The organism is Nonomuraea sp. NPDC050790 (assembly GCF_044456745.1).
In the GTDB taxonomy this organism is placed as follows: Bacteria; Actinomycetota; Actinomycetes; order Streptosporangiales; family Streptosporangiaceae; genus Nonomuraea.
On record NZ_JBITGF010000004.1, the window covers coordinates 896334 to 909532 of the forward strand.

16 protein-coding genes are annotated in these 13199 nt (G+C 71.4%); 3 read left to right on the forward strand and 13 right to left on the reverse strand.

The features are described 5' to 3' along the window. Positions 1-7: 7 nt before the first annotated feature. Positions 8-277: a hypothetical protein gene (locus ACIBEJ_RS24535; protein ID WP_397185117.1), complete on the forward strand. Its 270-nt coding sequence runs from the start codon at positions 8-10 to the stop codon at positions 275-277. On the opposite strand, the gene ACIBEJ_RS24540 is transcribed toward ACIBEJ_RS24535, so the two are convergent. The 12 genes from ACIBEJ_RS24540 to ACIBEJ_RS24595 form a co-directional block, all read right to left on the reverse strand. Beyond that, the gene (locus ACIBEJ_RS24540; protein WP_397185118.1) at positions 264-821 is read right to left on the reverse strand and encodes a phage tail protein I; all 558 of its coding nucleotides are present in this window, start codon (positions 819-821) and stop codon (positions 264-266) included. The genes ACIBEJ_RS24535 and ACIBEJ_RS24540 overlap by 14 nt on opposite strands. Then, positions 818-2755, reverse strand: a complete 1938-nt coding sequence (locus ACIBEJ_RS24545; RefSeq protein WP_397185119.1) for a putative baseplate assembly protein — start codon at positions 2753-2755, stop codon at positions 818-820. Before ACIBEJ_RS24545 ends, ACIBEJ_RS24540 begins: the two co-directional genes overlap by 4 nt. Continuing rightward, positions 2752-3165, reverse strand: coding sequence for a GPW/gp25 family protein (locus ACIBEJ_RS24550; protein WP_397185120.1), 414 nt, complete (start codon positions 3163-3165; stop codon positions 2752-2754). The genes ACIBEJ_RS24545 and ACIBEJ_RS24550 overlap by 4 nt, the downstream gene beginning before the upstream one ends. After that, complete coding sequence (locus ACIBEJ_RS24555) at positions 3162-3446, reverse strand: PAAR domain-containing protein (RefSeq protein WP_397185121.1); 285 nt, start codon at positions 3444-3446, stop codon at positions 3162-3164. The genes ACIBEJ_RS24550 and ACIBEJ_RS24555 overlap by 4 nt, the downstream gene beginning before the upstream one ends. Further along, a complete protein-coding gene (locus ACIBEJ_RS24560) occupies positions 3446-5086 on the reverse strand; it encodes a VgrG-related protein (RefSeq protein ID WP_397185122.1) in 1641 nt (546 codons plus the stop codon). The genes ACIBEJ_RS24555 and ACIBEJ_RS24560 overlap by 1 nt, the downstream gene beginning before the upstream one ends. Then, positions 5076-5831, reverse strand: coding sequence for a hypothetical protein (locus ACIBEJ_RS24565; protein ID WP_397185123.1), 756 nt, complete (start codon positions 5829-5831; stop codon positions 5076-5078). The genes ACIBEJ_RS24560 and ACIBEJ_RS24565 overlap by 11 nt, the downstream gene beginning before the upstream one ends. Before the next feature lie 3 nt (positions 5832-5834). Further along, positions 5835-6272, reverse strand: a complete 438-nt coding sequence (locus tag ACIBEJ_RS24570) for a phage tail protein (RefSeq protein ID WP_397185124.1) — start codon at positions 6270-6272, stop codon at positions 5835-5837. 11 nt (positions 6273-6283) lie between these two features. After that, positions 6284-6631 carry a hypothetical protein gene (locus ACIBEJ_RS24575; protein WP_397185125.1) on the reverse strand — a complete coding sequence of 116 codons (348 nt, stop codon included), beginning with the start codon at positions 6629-6631 and terminating at the stop codon, positions 6284-6286. A 1256-nt stretch (positions 6632-7887) separates the two neighbouring features. Next, positions 7888-8034 (reverse strand): DUF6760 family protein, encoded by a 147-nt coding sequence (locus ACIBEJ_RS24580; RefSeq protein ID WP_397185126.1) that lies wholly within the window; start codon positions 8032-8034, stop codon positions 7888-7890. After that, positions 8031-8438, reverse strand: coding sequence for a hypothetical protein (locus ACIBEJ_RS24585; protein WP_397185127.1), 408 nt, complete (start codon positions 8436-8438; stop codon positions 8031-8033). The genes ACIBEJ_RS24580 and ACIBEJ_RS24585 overlap by 4 nt, the downstream gene beginning before the upstream one ends. Further along, positions 8435-8878, reverse strand: a complete 444-nt coding sequence (locus tag ACIBEJ_RS24590; RefSeq protein ID WP_397185128.1) for a phage tail protein — start codon at positions 8876-8878, stop codon at positions 8435-8437. The genes ACIBEJ_RS24585 and ACIBEJ_RS24590 overlap by 4 nt, the downstream gene beginning before the upstream one ends. A gap of 15 nt (positions 8879-8893) precedes the next feature. Beyond that, positions 8894-10414 carry a phage tail sheath family protein gene (locus tag ACIBEJ_RS24595; protein ID WP_397185129.1) on the reverse strand — a complete coding sequence of 507 codons (1521 nt, stop codon included), beginning with the start codon at positions 10412-10414 and terminating at the stop codon, positions 8894-8896. A gap of 177 nt (positions 10415-10591) precedes the next feature. Between ACIBEJ_RS24595 and ACIBEJ_RS24600 the strand changes: the two genes are divergently transcribed. Next, a complete protein-coding gene (locus ACIBEJ_RS24600; RefSeq protein ID WP_397185130.1) occupies positions 10592-11161 on the forward strand; it encodes a hypothetical protein in 570 nt (189 codons plus the stop codon). Positions 11162-11205: 44 nt separating this feature from the next. Beyond that, positions 11206-12060, forward strand: coding sequence for a hypothetical protein (locus tag ACIBEJ_RS24605; protein ID WP_397185131.1), 855 nt, complete (start codon positions 11206-11208; stop codon positions 12058-12060). Here the strand turns inward: ACIBEJ_RS24605 and ACIBEJ_RS24610 are convergent. Continuing rightward, positions 12025-13023 (reverse strand): TerC/Alx family metal homeostasis membrane protein, encoded by a 999-nt coding sequence (locus tag ACIBEJ_RS24610; protein WP_397185132.1) that lies wholly within the window; start codon positions 13021-13023, stop codon positions 12025-12027. The two genes, ACIBEJ_RS24605 and ACIBEJ_RS24610, sit on opposite strands and share 36 nt — an antisense overlap. Positions 13024-13199 lie beyond the last annotated feature (176 nt).

The window sequence follows — 13199 nt, forward strand, 5'->3', positions numbered from 1 at the left end:
AAAACACATGGACAACGAACCCGATCTGGAGACGCTGCCCGACCTGGCCTTGCCGGACCGGCTGCCGGAGGAGGCGGGGGTGGACGTGACCGAACTTCCCGTGTTCGACGTCTGCCTGCGATTCAACTCGCGGCCCTGGCAGTCGCTCAGGGTGTCCGCGCCGTCCCCGGAGGACGTCGCGGCGATCATGGACGGCTTCGCCGCCAGGATCAACGCCATCCTGGTCCAGCGGCGCTACCCGCCCGGCATGTGCACGTGGACCCCTAACCCCTGCTGAGGCGTTCGGGCGGCGGGTTGAGCATGGTGACCCGCACGCTGACGTGGGCGGGCACGCCCAGTTCGAGCACCTCCCAGAGCCACTTGCTGTCCACCTCCGTCTCGTCGGGGAGGTGGATGGTGACCGTGGCCTCATCCGTGCCGGGCAGGTCACCGCCCGGCCGGGTGGACCATCCGACGCCGCCCGAGTCGGTGACCTGCGCGTCGATGCCCGTGAGGGTCTTCACCAGCCTGATCAGCGCGCCCAGTGTGCCGCGCCCGCGGTGGAGCGAGACCGCCTCGGCCACGAGCGCGCGCCGCTGGTCCTCCCGCATCTGCTCGCCGAAGCCGATGGCCACCCAGCCCGCCAGCCACGGGAGCATGTCCGAGGGCGTGAGGGCGGGGTCCAGGTAGCTGTCCAGGCAGTCCAGCGTCGTGAGGACGGGCGCGAGCACCTCGTCCAGCGCCCGCGTCAGGTTCTGGGCGTTGTCGCCGGTGAAGATGGCCGGTAGCTGCTCGCCCATGGGATGGGCGCTGGCCAGCCCGTTGACGGCGCCGCGCGTCACTCGTGCCCCACCTTGATCTGGTGCTTGTAGGAGAAGACGAGGGTGTCGGGCTTGAGGATGATCCGCTGGGTGGGTTCGCCGCGTTGCCTGGTGACCGGGTCGGCCTCGAACAACTGGATCTCCTCGACGAGCTCGACCCCCGCGACCCGCTGGAGCACCGCGTGCACGTCCCCCGACTGCACCATCCGGCCGAACGGCCAGCCCGCGCCGAACTGGCCACCGGTGATCGGGTTCAGGTAGGCGCCGAGCGCCGACATGGCCTCGCTGTGCACCGCCGCGAGGGTCGAGCCCGTCCTGGCCCGCAGCCTCGCCACGACGGTGACGCCCTGGTAGGAGGGCGGCTCCACGAGCACCCGCGCGCCCAGGCAGCGCCGCGTGTCCAGATACAGCGCGATCTTCCTGACCAGCTCCTTGCTGGGCTGCAACTGCTCGAAGCTCAGGTCCGTGGCCTCCACCCTCGGCACCACCAGCACCCGGACGCCGTGTTCCGCCGCCCGCACGCACTTGATGCGCGCCGCCTCCGGAGCCGCCTCGCGGGCGAGCTCCTCGTAGTCCTCCGCGGTGACGGCCCGGTTCCTGATGCGCAGTTGCAGCGGGCCGCGGGCGGCGGCGTTGGCCACCGACTCGCCGTCCACGCCGCCGGTGGCGGGCTTCCTGTTGACGACCGACTTCACGAACGGCACGGGCTCGCGCTGGACGACGAGCATCCCGCGCGCCACGTTGCCGCGCGACCCGCCGCCGGTCAGGTAGGCGGGCACCTGGATGAAGGCGCCCTTCTCGGGCACGTCGCCGTAGCGGAGCAACGACCCGTCCTCCTGCCGTACGGCCGGCCCGAAGACGATCTCACCCGCGGCCCGGTCCACCATGACGTGCCGGTCACCGGGTCCCGACGTGGCGAAGGACGTGACCTCGGTCCACTCCTGCGTACCGCCACGCGCGTGCACGTGCACCACCAGCGGCCCGTCGGCGACCATCGGCGGGCGCATCACGGCGAGCCGCTGCCCGGGAACCCCCTCCGCCGTGCCGACGATCTCGTCCTTCACGACGTCGGCGTGGAAGGCCGCGACCGTCCCGCCGACGGTCCGCGCGCCGGCCTCCGTGACCCGCGGCGTGGCGGAGTACGACGGCTGCCCCTTGCGCGCCTCGACCACGCGGCAGCGGAGCCAGCCCGCCCGGTGCTCGCCCACCACCGAGGCCGCGTGACCGGCCGGGACGTGCACGTACACCTCGCCGTCCTGCGTCAGCCCGCCCGTGGTGTCGTCGCTCGCCTCGCAGGTGGCCCAGTCGTTCGCCTCGCCGTCCCAGTACTGCCATTCGAGCGGCGGATCGCGGGGGTCGACTCCCGGACCGGCGCCCGCGCAGGCGAACCTGAAGTTGATCACGCAGCCGGGCACGGCGTTCGAGAGACCGAAGTACACCGCGTCGCCCTGCTGCGGGGTCTGGGCGAAGCAGTTGACCCCCGTCCCCTCGGCGAGCTCGTCGCTCCGGTCCACCGGGGCGGATCCGACGGTCCCGGTGGACAGGCGGCTGAGCGAGCACGGGACGATCGACAGCTCGTCCCCGGTGGTGAAGACGACGGGACCGGCCGCGTCCACCACCCGGCTCTCGCTGGCCACCTGCGTGCCCTTGGGCACGGTGACCGGCTGCTTCCTGACCGCCGACAGCATGAACGTGAGGTCGCAGCGCGCCGGCGCGGGCGGGAAGCGGCGCACGCCGATCAGGTCCAGGTAGCGCAGATAGTGCAGGTCGGTGACCCGGTTCAGCCGGTAGAGCAGTTGGTCGACCATGAACGCGAACGTCTCGATGAGCGTGATGCCCGGATCGGAGACGTTGTGGTCGGTCCATTCCGGGCAGCGCTCCTGGACGAGCCGCTTGGCCTCGTCCACGAGGTCCTGGAAGCGCCGGTCGTCGAGGTTGGGAGCGGGCAGCGTCATCGTGCTCCTTCGTGCGGCGGGATGACGTAGAAGGGGAAGACGAGGTTGCGCGGGTCGTTGTCGCCGCGGATCGCGTAGCGGATGTCGATCAGCAGGATCCCCTCGTCCACGCGGCCGAAGCCCACCTGGACGTCCTGGAGGACGATCCGGGGTTCCCAGCGTTCCAGGGCCTGCCGTACCTCGTGGGAGATGAGCCCCGCCGTGCCCGCGTTCGCGGGCGCGAACACGAGGTCGTGGATCGCGCAGCCGAACTCGGGCCGCATCGGGCGCTCGCCCGGCGAGGTGCCCAGGATGAGGTGGATGCTCTGCGCGATCTCCCGCTCCGACGTGGCGAGCTCGATCGATCCGGTACGGTCGACGCTGACCGGAAAGGCCCAGCCCGCGCCGATGAAGTCCCTGTTCATGGTCATCCGCCGATCGTCACCGTGGGGCAGCCGGACAGGATCATGGCTCCGCACCCGGCCCGGTCGCCCACGCGCACGGCGGGCAGCCCGCCGATGAGCACGCTCGCGCTGCCCGGCCCGACGAGGGGCGTGGGTGGGTGCGGCGTCGTGGGGGAGGGGAACGAGCAGGCGTGCATCGCGGTGACCGTCGCCGCCGGCATCCCGCCGATGAGCACGGTCGGCACGCCGGGCCCGGTGATGACGCCGGGGTGATCGGTCGGGTCGCCCACCCGCGCCGCGAAGCCCATCAGTTGATCCTCACCTGGGTGCCCCTGATCTCCACGTCGGCCGTGCCGTTCACGGTGACGCGGGCGCCCTTGAGCTCCAGCGGCCCGTTGCCCGCGTCGATGCTGACGCCGTTGGCGCCCTTGATCGCGACCATGCCCGTGCGCGCGTCCAGCCGCACGGTCAGCCGCTCGTCACCGGAGGCGAGCAGGACCCCGCTGCCGCCGGTGACCGAGTCGACGAGCTCCAGCCGGTGACCGGCCCGGGAGACCAGCGCGCGGACGTTCGCCTGCCCGCTGACGTCGTCGATCATCGGGGCGGACAGGTCCGGAGGCGCGTCCTGCCCGTTGTACAGGCCGCCGAGCACGTAGGGGTGGTCGAAGTCGCCGTTCTCGAAGCCGACCAGCACCTCGTCGCCGACCTCGGCGGGCAGCACCGCCCCGCGCTCGTTCCCCGCGCCGGTCGTGACCACCCTGGCCCAGCCGCTGGTGTAGCCGTCGGCGAGCCACGGCATGCTCAGCCGCAGCCTGCCCTGCCCGGCCGGGTCGTGCACGTCGCTCACGATGGCCGGCACCAGCCCCGTCCCGCCGAGCCGCGCCGGGCCGGGAAGGCGTCCCGCCGACACGGTGAACGCGGTGGTGTAGCCGGTGACCTCGGAGAACGTGTGCCGGGTCGTCGTCAGCGCGTACCCGCCCTCGAAGGGCGCGCCGACGTTGGCCAGCACCACCAGCGTGCCCGCGCGCAGCGCGGGATCCCCCCTCACCACGCCCTCCAGCTCCGCCGCGCCCGCGCCCAGCTCCTCCGCGAGCGCGCCGGCCGCCGCCGTCACGTCGGCCTCCGTGCGGTACGTGCTGTCGCCCGCCGACCACGGCGGCGCTCCGAACCGGGTGCCCAGCGCGACCGGGTCGGCGCCCGGCACCTGCGCCCCCGTCGCGCGGGGGGCGGCCACGGCGGCGACCTCCTGCTTGTTCTCGGCGTCCCAGCCACGCACCTCGACCTGCGGCACCTGGCCGCCGGCCGTGACGGTGGCGCGCAGCGACAGCAGGGCACCGCCCGCCTCGACGGTGACCGCGGGCATCCCGGCGGGCGGCCTGGGCGGGCGGAACGACAGCGTCCCGCCGGTGACGCGCACCCTCGCGCCGGTACGGCGGGCCAACCGGCACAGAAACTCCCAGTCGCTGATCCCGTCCTGGTTGATCTGCGTGCCCGGCCGGCCGCCGACGCCCGGCGGCGGGTCGATCTCGCCCGGCCGCAGCCCCGCCCGTTGGGCCACCTTGCGCACGATGTCGGCAACCGTCATATCCGGATATACGGCCACTCGTCGGCCTCGCATGAGCCGGTGTGCCTCGTCCATCCCGCGCACCTCGGCGAACGTCCCGTCGGCGGCCAGATCGAGGCAGACCGAGGTGACCTCGCCGCTCATCAGCGGGCGGGGGCCGCCGGGGTCGGAGGTCTGGACGCTCAGCCGTACCTTGGCGCCGATGGCGAAGCCGCCCTTGGCCAGCGCCATCGTGGTGTCGTCACGAAAGCGCAGGACGAAGATGTTGGGAAGGTGCTGACTGTCCTCGACATATCCCGACACGAGGCGAATCGCGACGTCCTCCGGCAGCGGGCTGCCCTCGACGTCCACCACGAGCCCGCCGGTGAACAGCTCAGCGGCCACCGGTCAGCTCCTCGATCGCCGGGAGCAGCAGCCGCGTGCCCGGCCGCAGCCGCAACGGGTCGTCGATGTCGTTGGCCTCCGCCACGGCCCGCCAGAGGGCGGGGTCACCGTAGGCCCGGTAGGCCACCGTCGCCAGGGACTCACCGGCCACCACCACGTGCACGTCGAAGGCGCCGAGCCCGCCCGAGGTCGGATTCTGCTTCGGCTGGGCCCCCGCGACCTCCTCCATCGTCACCGAGCAGACCGCCCTGATCGGCAGCCCGCCCGGTGTGAACAGCGTGAACCGCGCGCTCACGTCCCGCACGAACGCCGTGAACCCGTTCAGCAGCCCCCACCGCAGCACCACCCACGGCGGGCACGACTGGGCGTTGGCCAGCGTCCTGTCCGTGGGCACCACGCAGGTGAACAGCTTCTCCACCGCCTTGACGACCTTGTCGTCCATGGTGTCGCCCGCGTCGAAGAACATCTCCAGCGTCAGCTTGCACGGCTCCGGTCCCTGGAACTGCGGCACCCCGCTCTTCCTGGTATTGCGCTGGGGGCTGCGCCGCCACCGCGCGGCCTTGGTGAACGACAGCTCGTTCGGGTTGAACTGGAAGCCGATCGTGTCGTAGCGGGTGCCCGGCCTGCCGAGGCCGCCGCTCGGCGGATGGAGCAGCTCCAGATAGGCGCGTTCGAGGCTGGGCGGCGGGCCCTGCCCGGCGATCCCGGACGGGGCGTTCGCCTCGAAGGCGACAGGAGTGGACATGGCTCAGCCTCCCCAACCTGGCCCGAAGAATCCGTGATGGGCCAGTTCGACCGTCTCCGTGGCGGCCCGTGGCGTGGCGGCGTCGAAGCGCGGCCCGGTCCACCGCACCGGCACGACGTCCCGCAGCCCCCAGCTCGTGATCAGCTCGCCGGCGAGCGTGCGCGCCTCGATGGTCGCCGTCCTGCGCGCCACGCCGTGCACCGTGCCCGCGAACCAGCGGGTGATGTCCTGGCTGGCGGCGGTGACGGGGCGCGACAGCCGTACATTGGAGAACCGCACCCGCGTGGGCAACTGCCACACGTACCCGTTGTTGCCACCCTCCTCGCGCTGCTCCATCTCCACCTCGCAGCCGAGCCCGTCGCAACTGTCGAACGTCCCCAGATCCTGGCCGTCGATCTTGAGGACATAGCAGACCGCGACCGCGATCTCCTCTTCCGCCATCTCCGTCCCCCTCAGGACCACGAGTCCATGGGCAGGCCCCGCCGCTCCCGCTCCAGCCGCAGATCGGCACGCAACCTGCGCATCAGCGGCTCATAGACCGTCTCCACCAGCTCATCCACCCGCACGGCCCGTTCTTCCTCGCGCCCGGCACCTGCCTCCGCGCGTTCCCGCGCGTGCTCCCGGCCGTCCGTTACGGCGCGCGTCCCCTCGGGCTCAATCTCCTCGGTCTTCGGTACGGCGCCCGTCCCCTCACCTTCCGGCGCGCCGCGCGTCCTCTCTGGTCCCGGCGCGGTGCGCGTCCCGGTCCACGGCTCCCACTCGACCCGCACCTGCTCCACGTGCGTGTGTACGGCAGGCACCCCTTCCCGGGGCCGCCGCACCCCCTCCGGACCCGACACGCCCCCCGATCCACCGGCCACACCCGCCGACCCGCCAGCCACACCCGCCGATCCACCGGACACACGCCCCGATCCACCGGGCACACTCCCCGGCCTGCCGGGCACGCTCCCCGACTCGCCGCGCGTGGCCGGTGTCGCGCCGGTCCACGTCAGGTGTCCCGGCTCGTGTCCCGGGCTGCGGGCGTCGAACGCGGCTGCACTGGTCCATGCCGGGCGTCCTGGCTCGGGTTCCGGGCTGCGGGCGTCGAGCGGGGCCGCGCTGGTCCATGCCCGGAGTCCGGGTTCGAGCCCCGAGCTGCGTGTGTCGGCCGGTGGCGTCGGCCGCCCGGCGTCGTTGCGCTTCGCGCTGCCTTGACGCAGGATCCTGGGATCCGCGGCCAGACCCGGTGCGTGGAAACCCCGCATGGGCGAGCCGAGCGTGGCCGCGTGCTGGCCGGGTGCCTCGTCTGGCGTCTGCCACACGCCTGGCTCCTGATCTGGAGTTTGCCGGGCGCCTGGCTCCTGGTCTGGCGTTTGTCGCGCGCCCGGTGCCGGGTCTGGGGTTGGCCGCGCGCCTGGTGGCCGGTCTGGGCGTCGCCGGGTGCCCGGTGCCTGGTCCGGTGTTCGTGGACCGGTGGGTGGCGTGACGTGCCGGCCGACGAGCGGTTCGCCGAGACCCAGCGGACGGGACGGTGGCCCCTGGCTGGTTACGGTCTCGGGGGCTTGGCCGGTGGCGGGTCGCTCGACTTCGCGGGTTGCGGGAGGCGCGCCTTCGCGGGTTGCGGGAGGCGCGTTTTCGCCGGTTGCGGGAGGCGCGTTTTCGCGGGTTGCGGGTGGTTCGCCTTCGCCGGTGAGCGGCGGCGCCTGCCGTACCGGATCGATGGGTTGTGGCAGGGCCCGCGCGGGCGGAGCGGGGCGGGAGGCGGGCGCGTGCTCAGTGAGCGGGGCCGGCCGCACGCGGCGCGGTGAGGTGACGTGCGCGTCGGACCGGGTGGCAGCGGGGATCGGGGTGGCCAGGTTGTGGACGAGGCCGGACGGGGCGTCGGCGGCGCGTTCGTGGGTGAGGAAGGCGAGGAAGCAGGGGTTGCGCCAGGACGCCAGCGCCGCCGCGAACCCGGCAGGGTCGATCAGCACGGGGTGCGGGGCGACGGAGACGACGATGGGAGGCAACTGCCGCCAGTCGGCGCGCAGGACCGGCGCGGGAGGACGCGTACGGCGGGCGACACGCCAGGGCCATCTCATCGCGAAACGCCCAGAGCGGCGATCTCGGACACGAAGCGCCGGCGGTCGGCGTGCTCCAGGTCCAGGATGTCGTCGAGCGGCCAGTGGAAGTGGTACGCGACGTAGGCGATCTCCCCATAGAGACGTTCCGGCGCGTGGGTCACGATTCCCCCAGGCGGCTGCCCGAGAGGTCGACGCTGAACCCGTGCCCGCACGACGGGCAGCCCACGTCCGCCCGCGCATGCCCCTCGCTGTTGACCCGGCGGTAGAGGTCCTGCAAAAACGCCAGGTCGGCGGCGAAGAGGTTCTCGATGATCCCCGGGTGCACGTCGGTGATGCCGCCCAGCCGGGTGACCACCCGGCCGAGGAGCACGACGGTGAGGTAGGCGGCGTTCTCCCTGACCCGGTCGTCGCGCAGCGGGATGAGCTCGTCGCGCGCGGTGGCGAGGCGCATGACGCCGTCGCGGTGCAGGGCGCCGGACGGGTCGAGGTAGCCGCGCGGAAGCTCGAAGGGGAACTCGGTGCGCAGGGGCGGCTCGGCCACGGCCGTGGAACGCCACATGCTCACTCGACCTCCATCTGCTCGTAGGTGACGACGAGGGTCTCGGTGAGCACGTTGGTGTCGCCCGCCTTCATGGCGCTGATCTCCAGGCTCTTCGGCCAGGCGTTGACGAGCTTGTAGCGCTTGATCGGGTTGTTCTCGAAGTCGTAGACGATGATCGCGCCGCCTTTCCTGGCGTTGGACATGCGGCCGAACTGCGCCTCCTTGGCCCACTTCTCGAAGCTGTTGTCCGCGGTCAGGCCGCGGACCAGCGTCACCTCTCCGGCCTTGACGCGGCCGGGCAGCTTCTTGACGACGTACTTGCCGTCGGCGGTGTTCTGGCGCAGCTCGATGACGTCCTGCTCCATCTTGAGCCCGGCCACCTCGCTGATCTGTTTGATGACGATGCCGTCCACCTCCAGGCCGAAGGAGTGGGCGACCGCGGTGTCGAGGTCGGGAAGTGCCATCTGCGCTCTCCTGTGCTATTCGCTGACGAGGCTGGTGCCGCTCGCCATCTGGGCCAGCCTGAAGACGACGAACTCGGCCGGTTTCACGGGTGCGACCCCGATCTCGCAGACGACCAGGCCCTTGTCGATGCTCTCCGCGGGGTTGGTCTCGCGATCGCACTTGACGTAGAAGGCCTCGTCGGGGGTGAGCCCGAACAGCGCGCCCCTGCGCCACTCCATGACGAGGAACGCGGCGATGGTACGCCGGATCCTGGCCCACAGCGCGTCGTCGTTGGGTTCGAAGACCACCCACTGGGTGCCGTTCAGGATCGACTCCTGCAGGTAGTTGAACAGGCGCCGGACGTTCAGGTACTGCCACTGCTTGTCGGTGGCGGCCAGCGTGCGCGCGCCCCACACGCGGATTCCCCGGCCGGGCATGACCCTGATGCAGTTGACGCCGGTCGGGTTGATCAGGTCCTGCTCTTCGCGGGTGAGCTGCGACTCCAGCGCGATCGCGCCGTGGATCACCTCGTTGGCCGGCGCCTTGTGCACCCCGCGGGTCGCGTCGCTGCGCGCCCAGACCCCGGCGATGTGGCCGCTCGGCGGGATGCGCCGCACCTTCGTCTCCGGGTCGAAGACCTTGATCCACGGGTGGTAGAGCGTGGCCCACATGCTGTCGAGGCCGAGGTCGTTCTTCCAGCTCAGGAGTCCTTGCGCGGACAGCCCCGGCGGCGCGTCGAGGATCGCCATCCTGTCCTTCATGAGGGCGCAGTGGGCGTTGAGCTCGTTCTGCACGCTCTTCACGCCTTCCGGAGTGATGGCCTCGCGCTCCAGCGCGCCCATCAGGTCCGGTATCGCGATCATCGTGACCGCGTCGACCGCCGCGAGGCCGCGGAAGCCGGTGCGCTCGTCCTCGCTCCCGATGTACACCTCCGGGCTCACCTTGGCGGGAAGCACCGGCGGCGGGGGCGGCGCCTTCAAGGCCACCGACGTCGCCTCCAGCTTGGCCAGTTCCTGGCCGACCTCCTCGATCCTGATCAGCTTCGACTGCCGGACGGCCGTGGGCAGCGTGCCCTTGCCGGACTTCGCGGGGAAGTCGAAGGTCTCCTCGACCTTGCCCTCCCGCCGGACCGTGATCGTGAACCGCTCCTCCTCCGGCTGCTCGTCGTCCTCCGGGGGCAGCTTGGACACCTCGACGCTGATGTCGTCCTGCTCCTTCTCGGGCAGTTCCTTCGCGACGATCCGGAAGGAGGAGCCGAGCATCGCCTGCGGCGCCGGCTGCGGGGCGGCGCCGTCGCCGCCGATGCGGACCACGTAGCAGGCGCTGCCGCCGTTGAGGAAGAACCCGTAGACCGCGTGGGCCAGCAGGCCGCCCGCGAAGGACTCGCCGAACACGCCGGCGTACTGGCTCCAGCTCGTCACCAGGGTGGGCTCGCTCGGTCCCTTGCTCGCGAACCCGACGAACGCGGCGACCGCCGTACCCACGCCCTCGATCGGCCGGGAACCGGAGTCCACTGTCTCGATGTAGACGCCCGGTGATTTCGGCAGTTCAGGCATTTCTCCTCCTCGGCGGTACGGCTACGCCGATTTCTCCCCACTGCGGTGCCATGGGGGCAGCATCATCGGGCGTCCATCGAGGCGGAGTCGGCGGACCTGCCGGACCGGCTTTTCGGGCGGGCCGATTGTCCGCGACGGAGTCGGGGGAAGACCCCACACCTAGCGGCTGGAGGGATCATGATGACCGAAGGGCTCGCGGTGGGCGACCGGAGCGTCGGCGGCGCCTGGATCCCGGGGCTGGAGCCCATGAGCAGGTACGTGCTGTTGCTCCTGATCTGCCTGAGTCTGGTCGGGTGTGGCAGCCCGCTCGGGAGGGAAGCCGAGCCGCCCGGTCAGCGCGCGAATCCCACCAGCGAGGAGGAGGCCGAGGCGCCCGGGGCGCCGACCGGCGGGGGCGGCGACGCGGAGGCGTACGGGGCGCCGATCGAGGTGCCCGCGAAGGGCGAGGACGAGGGCAGGCCGCTCAACACGATGTTGAGGCGGATCAAGGCCGAGATCCGGCGGCAGTGTCCTCGACACGACCTGTGCGTCAAGCTGCGCATCGAGGCGCACGACAGGCCGGGACGCTCGGTCTGCCAGTACTTGTGGTCGGATCCGCCGCCGAAGAGCAAGGTTAGGCAGGGCTCCACCATCGTGATCATCACCGGCAGGGAGCCCTGCCCGACGCCGGAGACCTCTACCCCCACGCCGACGGTCGAGGAGTCCTCTGCCCCGGAATCGCCCGAGGAGCCGGAGATCAGTCCGTGACGGAGGGCTCCTCACGAGCCGGTTCAACCGCCTCGGCCTGGCTTGTGCCCGACTCTCCGCTGTTCAAGATCCTCGGGGCGGTCGTGGCTCCCGCCACCGTGCTCACCGCGATCTTCTTCTACTTCGGCTGGTCGCGCGCGTACTGGTTCTACGACTACCTCGGCGTCGATTCGTCCCTGCTGGGCCTGACCACCCGGGACTACGTGTTCCTCAGCGTGGACGGCCTGTTCGTGCCGCTGGTCACGGCGGCCTGCGCGGGGCTGGCCGTACTCGTCGTGCGGTGGGCGCGGACCCGGCTGCGCGTCCGCGTCACCCCCGCACCCAGGGTGCTGGTCCCGCTGATGCTCGTCGCGGGGTTGCTGCTGTTCCTCAACGGGGTCTCGCGCATCTTCGGCGAGACCGTCCTCAACAGGGGGCTGGCGATCGCGCCGCTGAGCCTGGCCGCCGGGGTGCTGCTTCTCGTGTACGCGCCCCGCCTGACCGGGATCACCCGCCCCCACTGGGTCGCCCTCCTGGAACTGGCGGTGATCCTGGTCCTGGTCGGCATGAGCCTTTTCTGGGCGGCCAACGACTACTCCGCCGCGGTCGGCCGTTCCCGGGCCCGCGAGTTCGTCGCCCAGCTCTCGAAAGCGCCCGATGTGGTCCTCTACAGCGCCCACGGCCTGAGCCTGCGGCACGTGCCCGGCATCAAGCGCTCCCGCTGCGAGGACCCTGACACCGCCTACCGGTTCCGTTACGACGGCCTGAAGCTCGTGCTGCGGTCCGGCGAGCAGTACCTGCTGGTCCCGGCGGATTGGACCCGCGCGGACGGCGTCGCCCTGCTGCTGCCCCAGAGCGACACGCTCCGCCTCGAGTTCAGCCCGTCATCCGTCCGCGTGCCCGCCCGGCCGACCTGCTGACGCGCTGTCACGCTGGTTGGCGCGCAGGCTGGTGAGGGTGACGGTGAGCAGGACCACGATGATGACGCCCAGCGACATCGGCGTCGGGATCTCGGGCACCCACGCCCAGATGCCGTGCGCCCAGTGCAGCACCAGCTTGACCCCGATGAAGGCCAGGATGATCGCGAGGCCGTGGTTGAGGTGGCGCAGCTTGGCCAGGACGCCCTGCAGGACGAAGTAGAGCGCGCGCAGCCCGAGCAGCGCGAAGGCGTTGGTGGCCAAGACGAGGAAGGGGTCCTCGGTGACGCCGTAGACGGCGGGGACGGAGTCGATGGCGAAGACGATGTCGGTGGCGAAGATCGCGACCATGGCCAGGGCGAGCGGGGTCAGCGCGCGACGCCCGCCCTCCGTCACCACCAGGCGCGACCCCCGGTAGTCATCGGTAACCGGCATGAACCGCCGCACCAGCCGGATGCTGCGCATGGAGGAGATGTCGACGTGCTGCTCCTGATCGCCGAGCGCGTCCTTGAGGATCTTGGCGGCGGTCACGATGAGGACCGCGCCGAACAGCAGGAACGCCCACGTGCCACTCTGCAGTACGGCCGCGCCGAGGGCGATGAAGATCGCCCGGAGCACCAGGGCCCCTACGATCCCGTACAGCAGCACACGCTGCGCGAGCGCGGCCGGAACCGCGAAGGCGGCCAGCAGCAGCATGAACACGAACAGGTTGTCCACCGACAGCGACTTCTCCACCACGTACCCGGTGAAGAACTCCACCGCCACGCCGCCCCCGAACGCCTGCCACAGGTACAGGCCGAACGCCGCGGGCAGCGCCAGGTAGAACACCGACCACCCGACCGCCTCCCGCATGCGCACCTCGTGCGGGCGGCGCGTCAGCAGGAAGTCCGTCGCCAGCAGGACGAGCAGCCCCACGATGGTGACGGTCCAGAGCGTCGGCGAGCCGATCGTTTCGAGATCGGACATGGCAAAGGTTGACGCGGTGGGCATCCAGCCTCCTCGAACGTGTTCGACCGTTCGAGGTCTCCTTCACCCACGCCGTGCGGGCGTCCGCCCGGGAACGCCCTGTCGCGTCCGTACTGACCGAGTCGGCACTTGGGAAGTACTCCCCTCGCCCTGCCAGAGTAGTCGACACCCAGCCT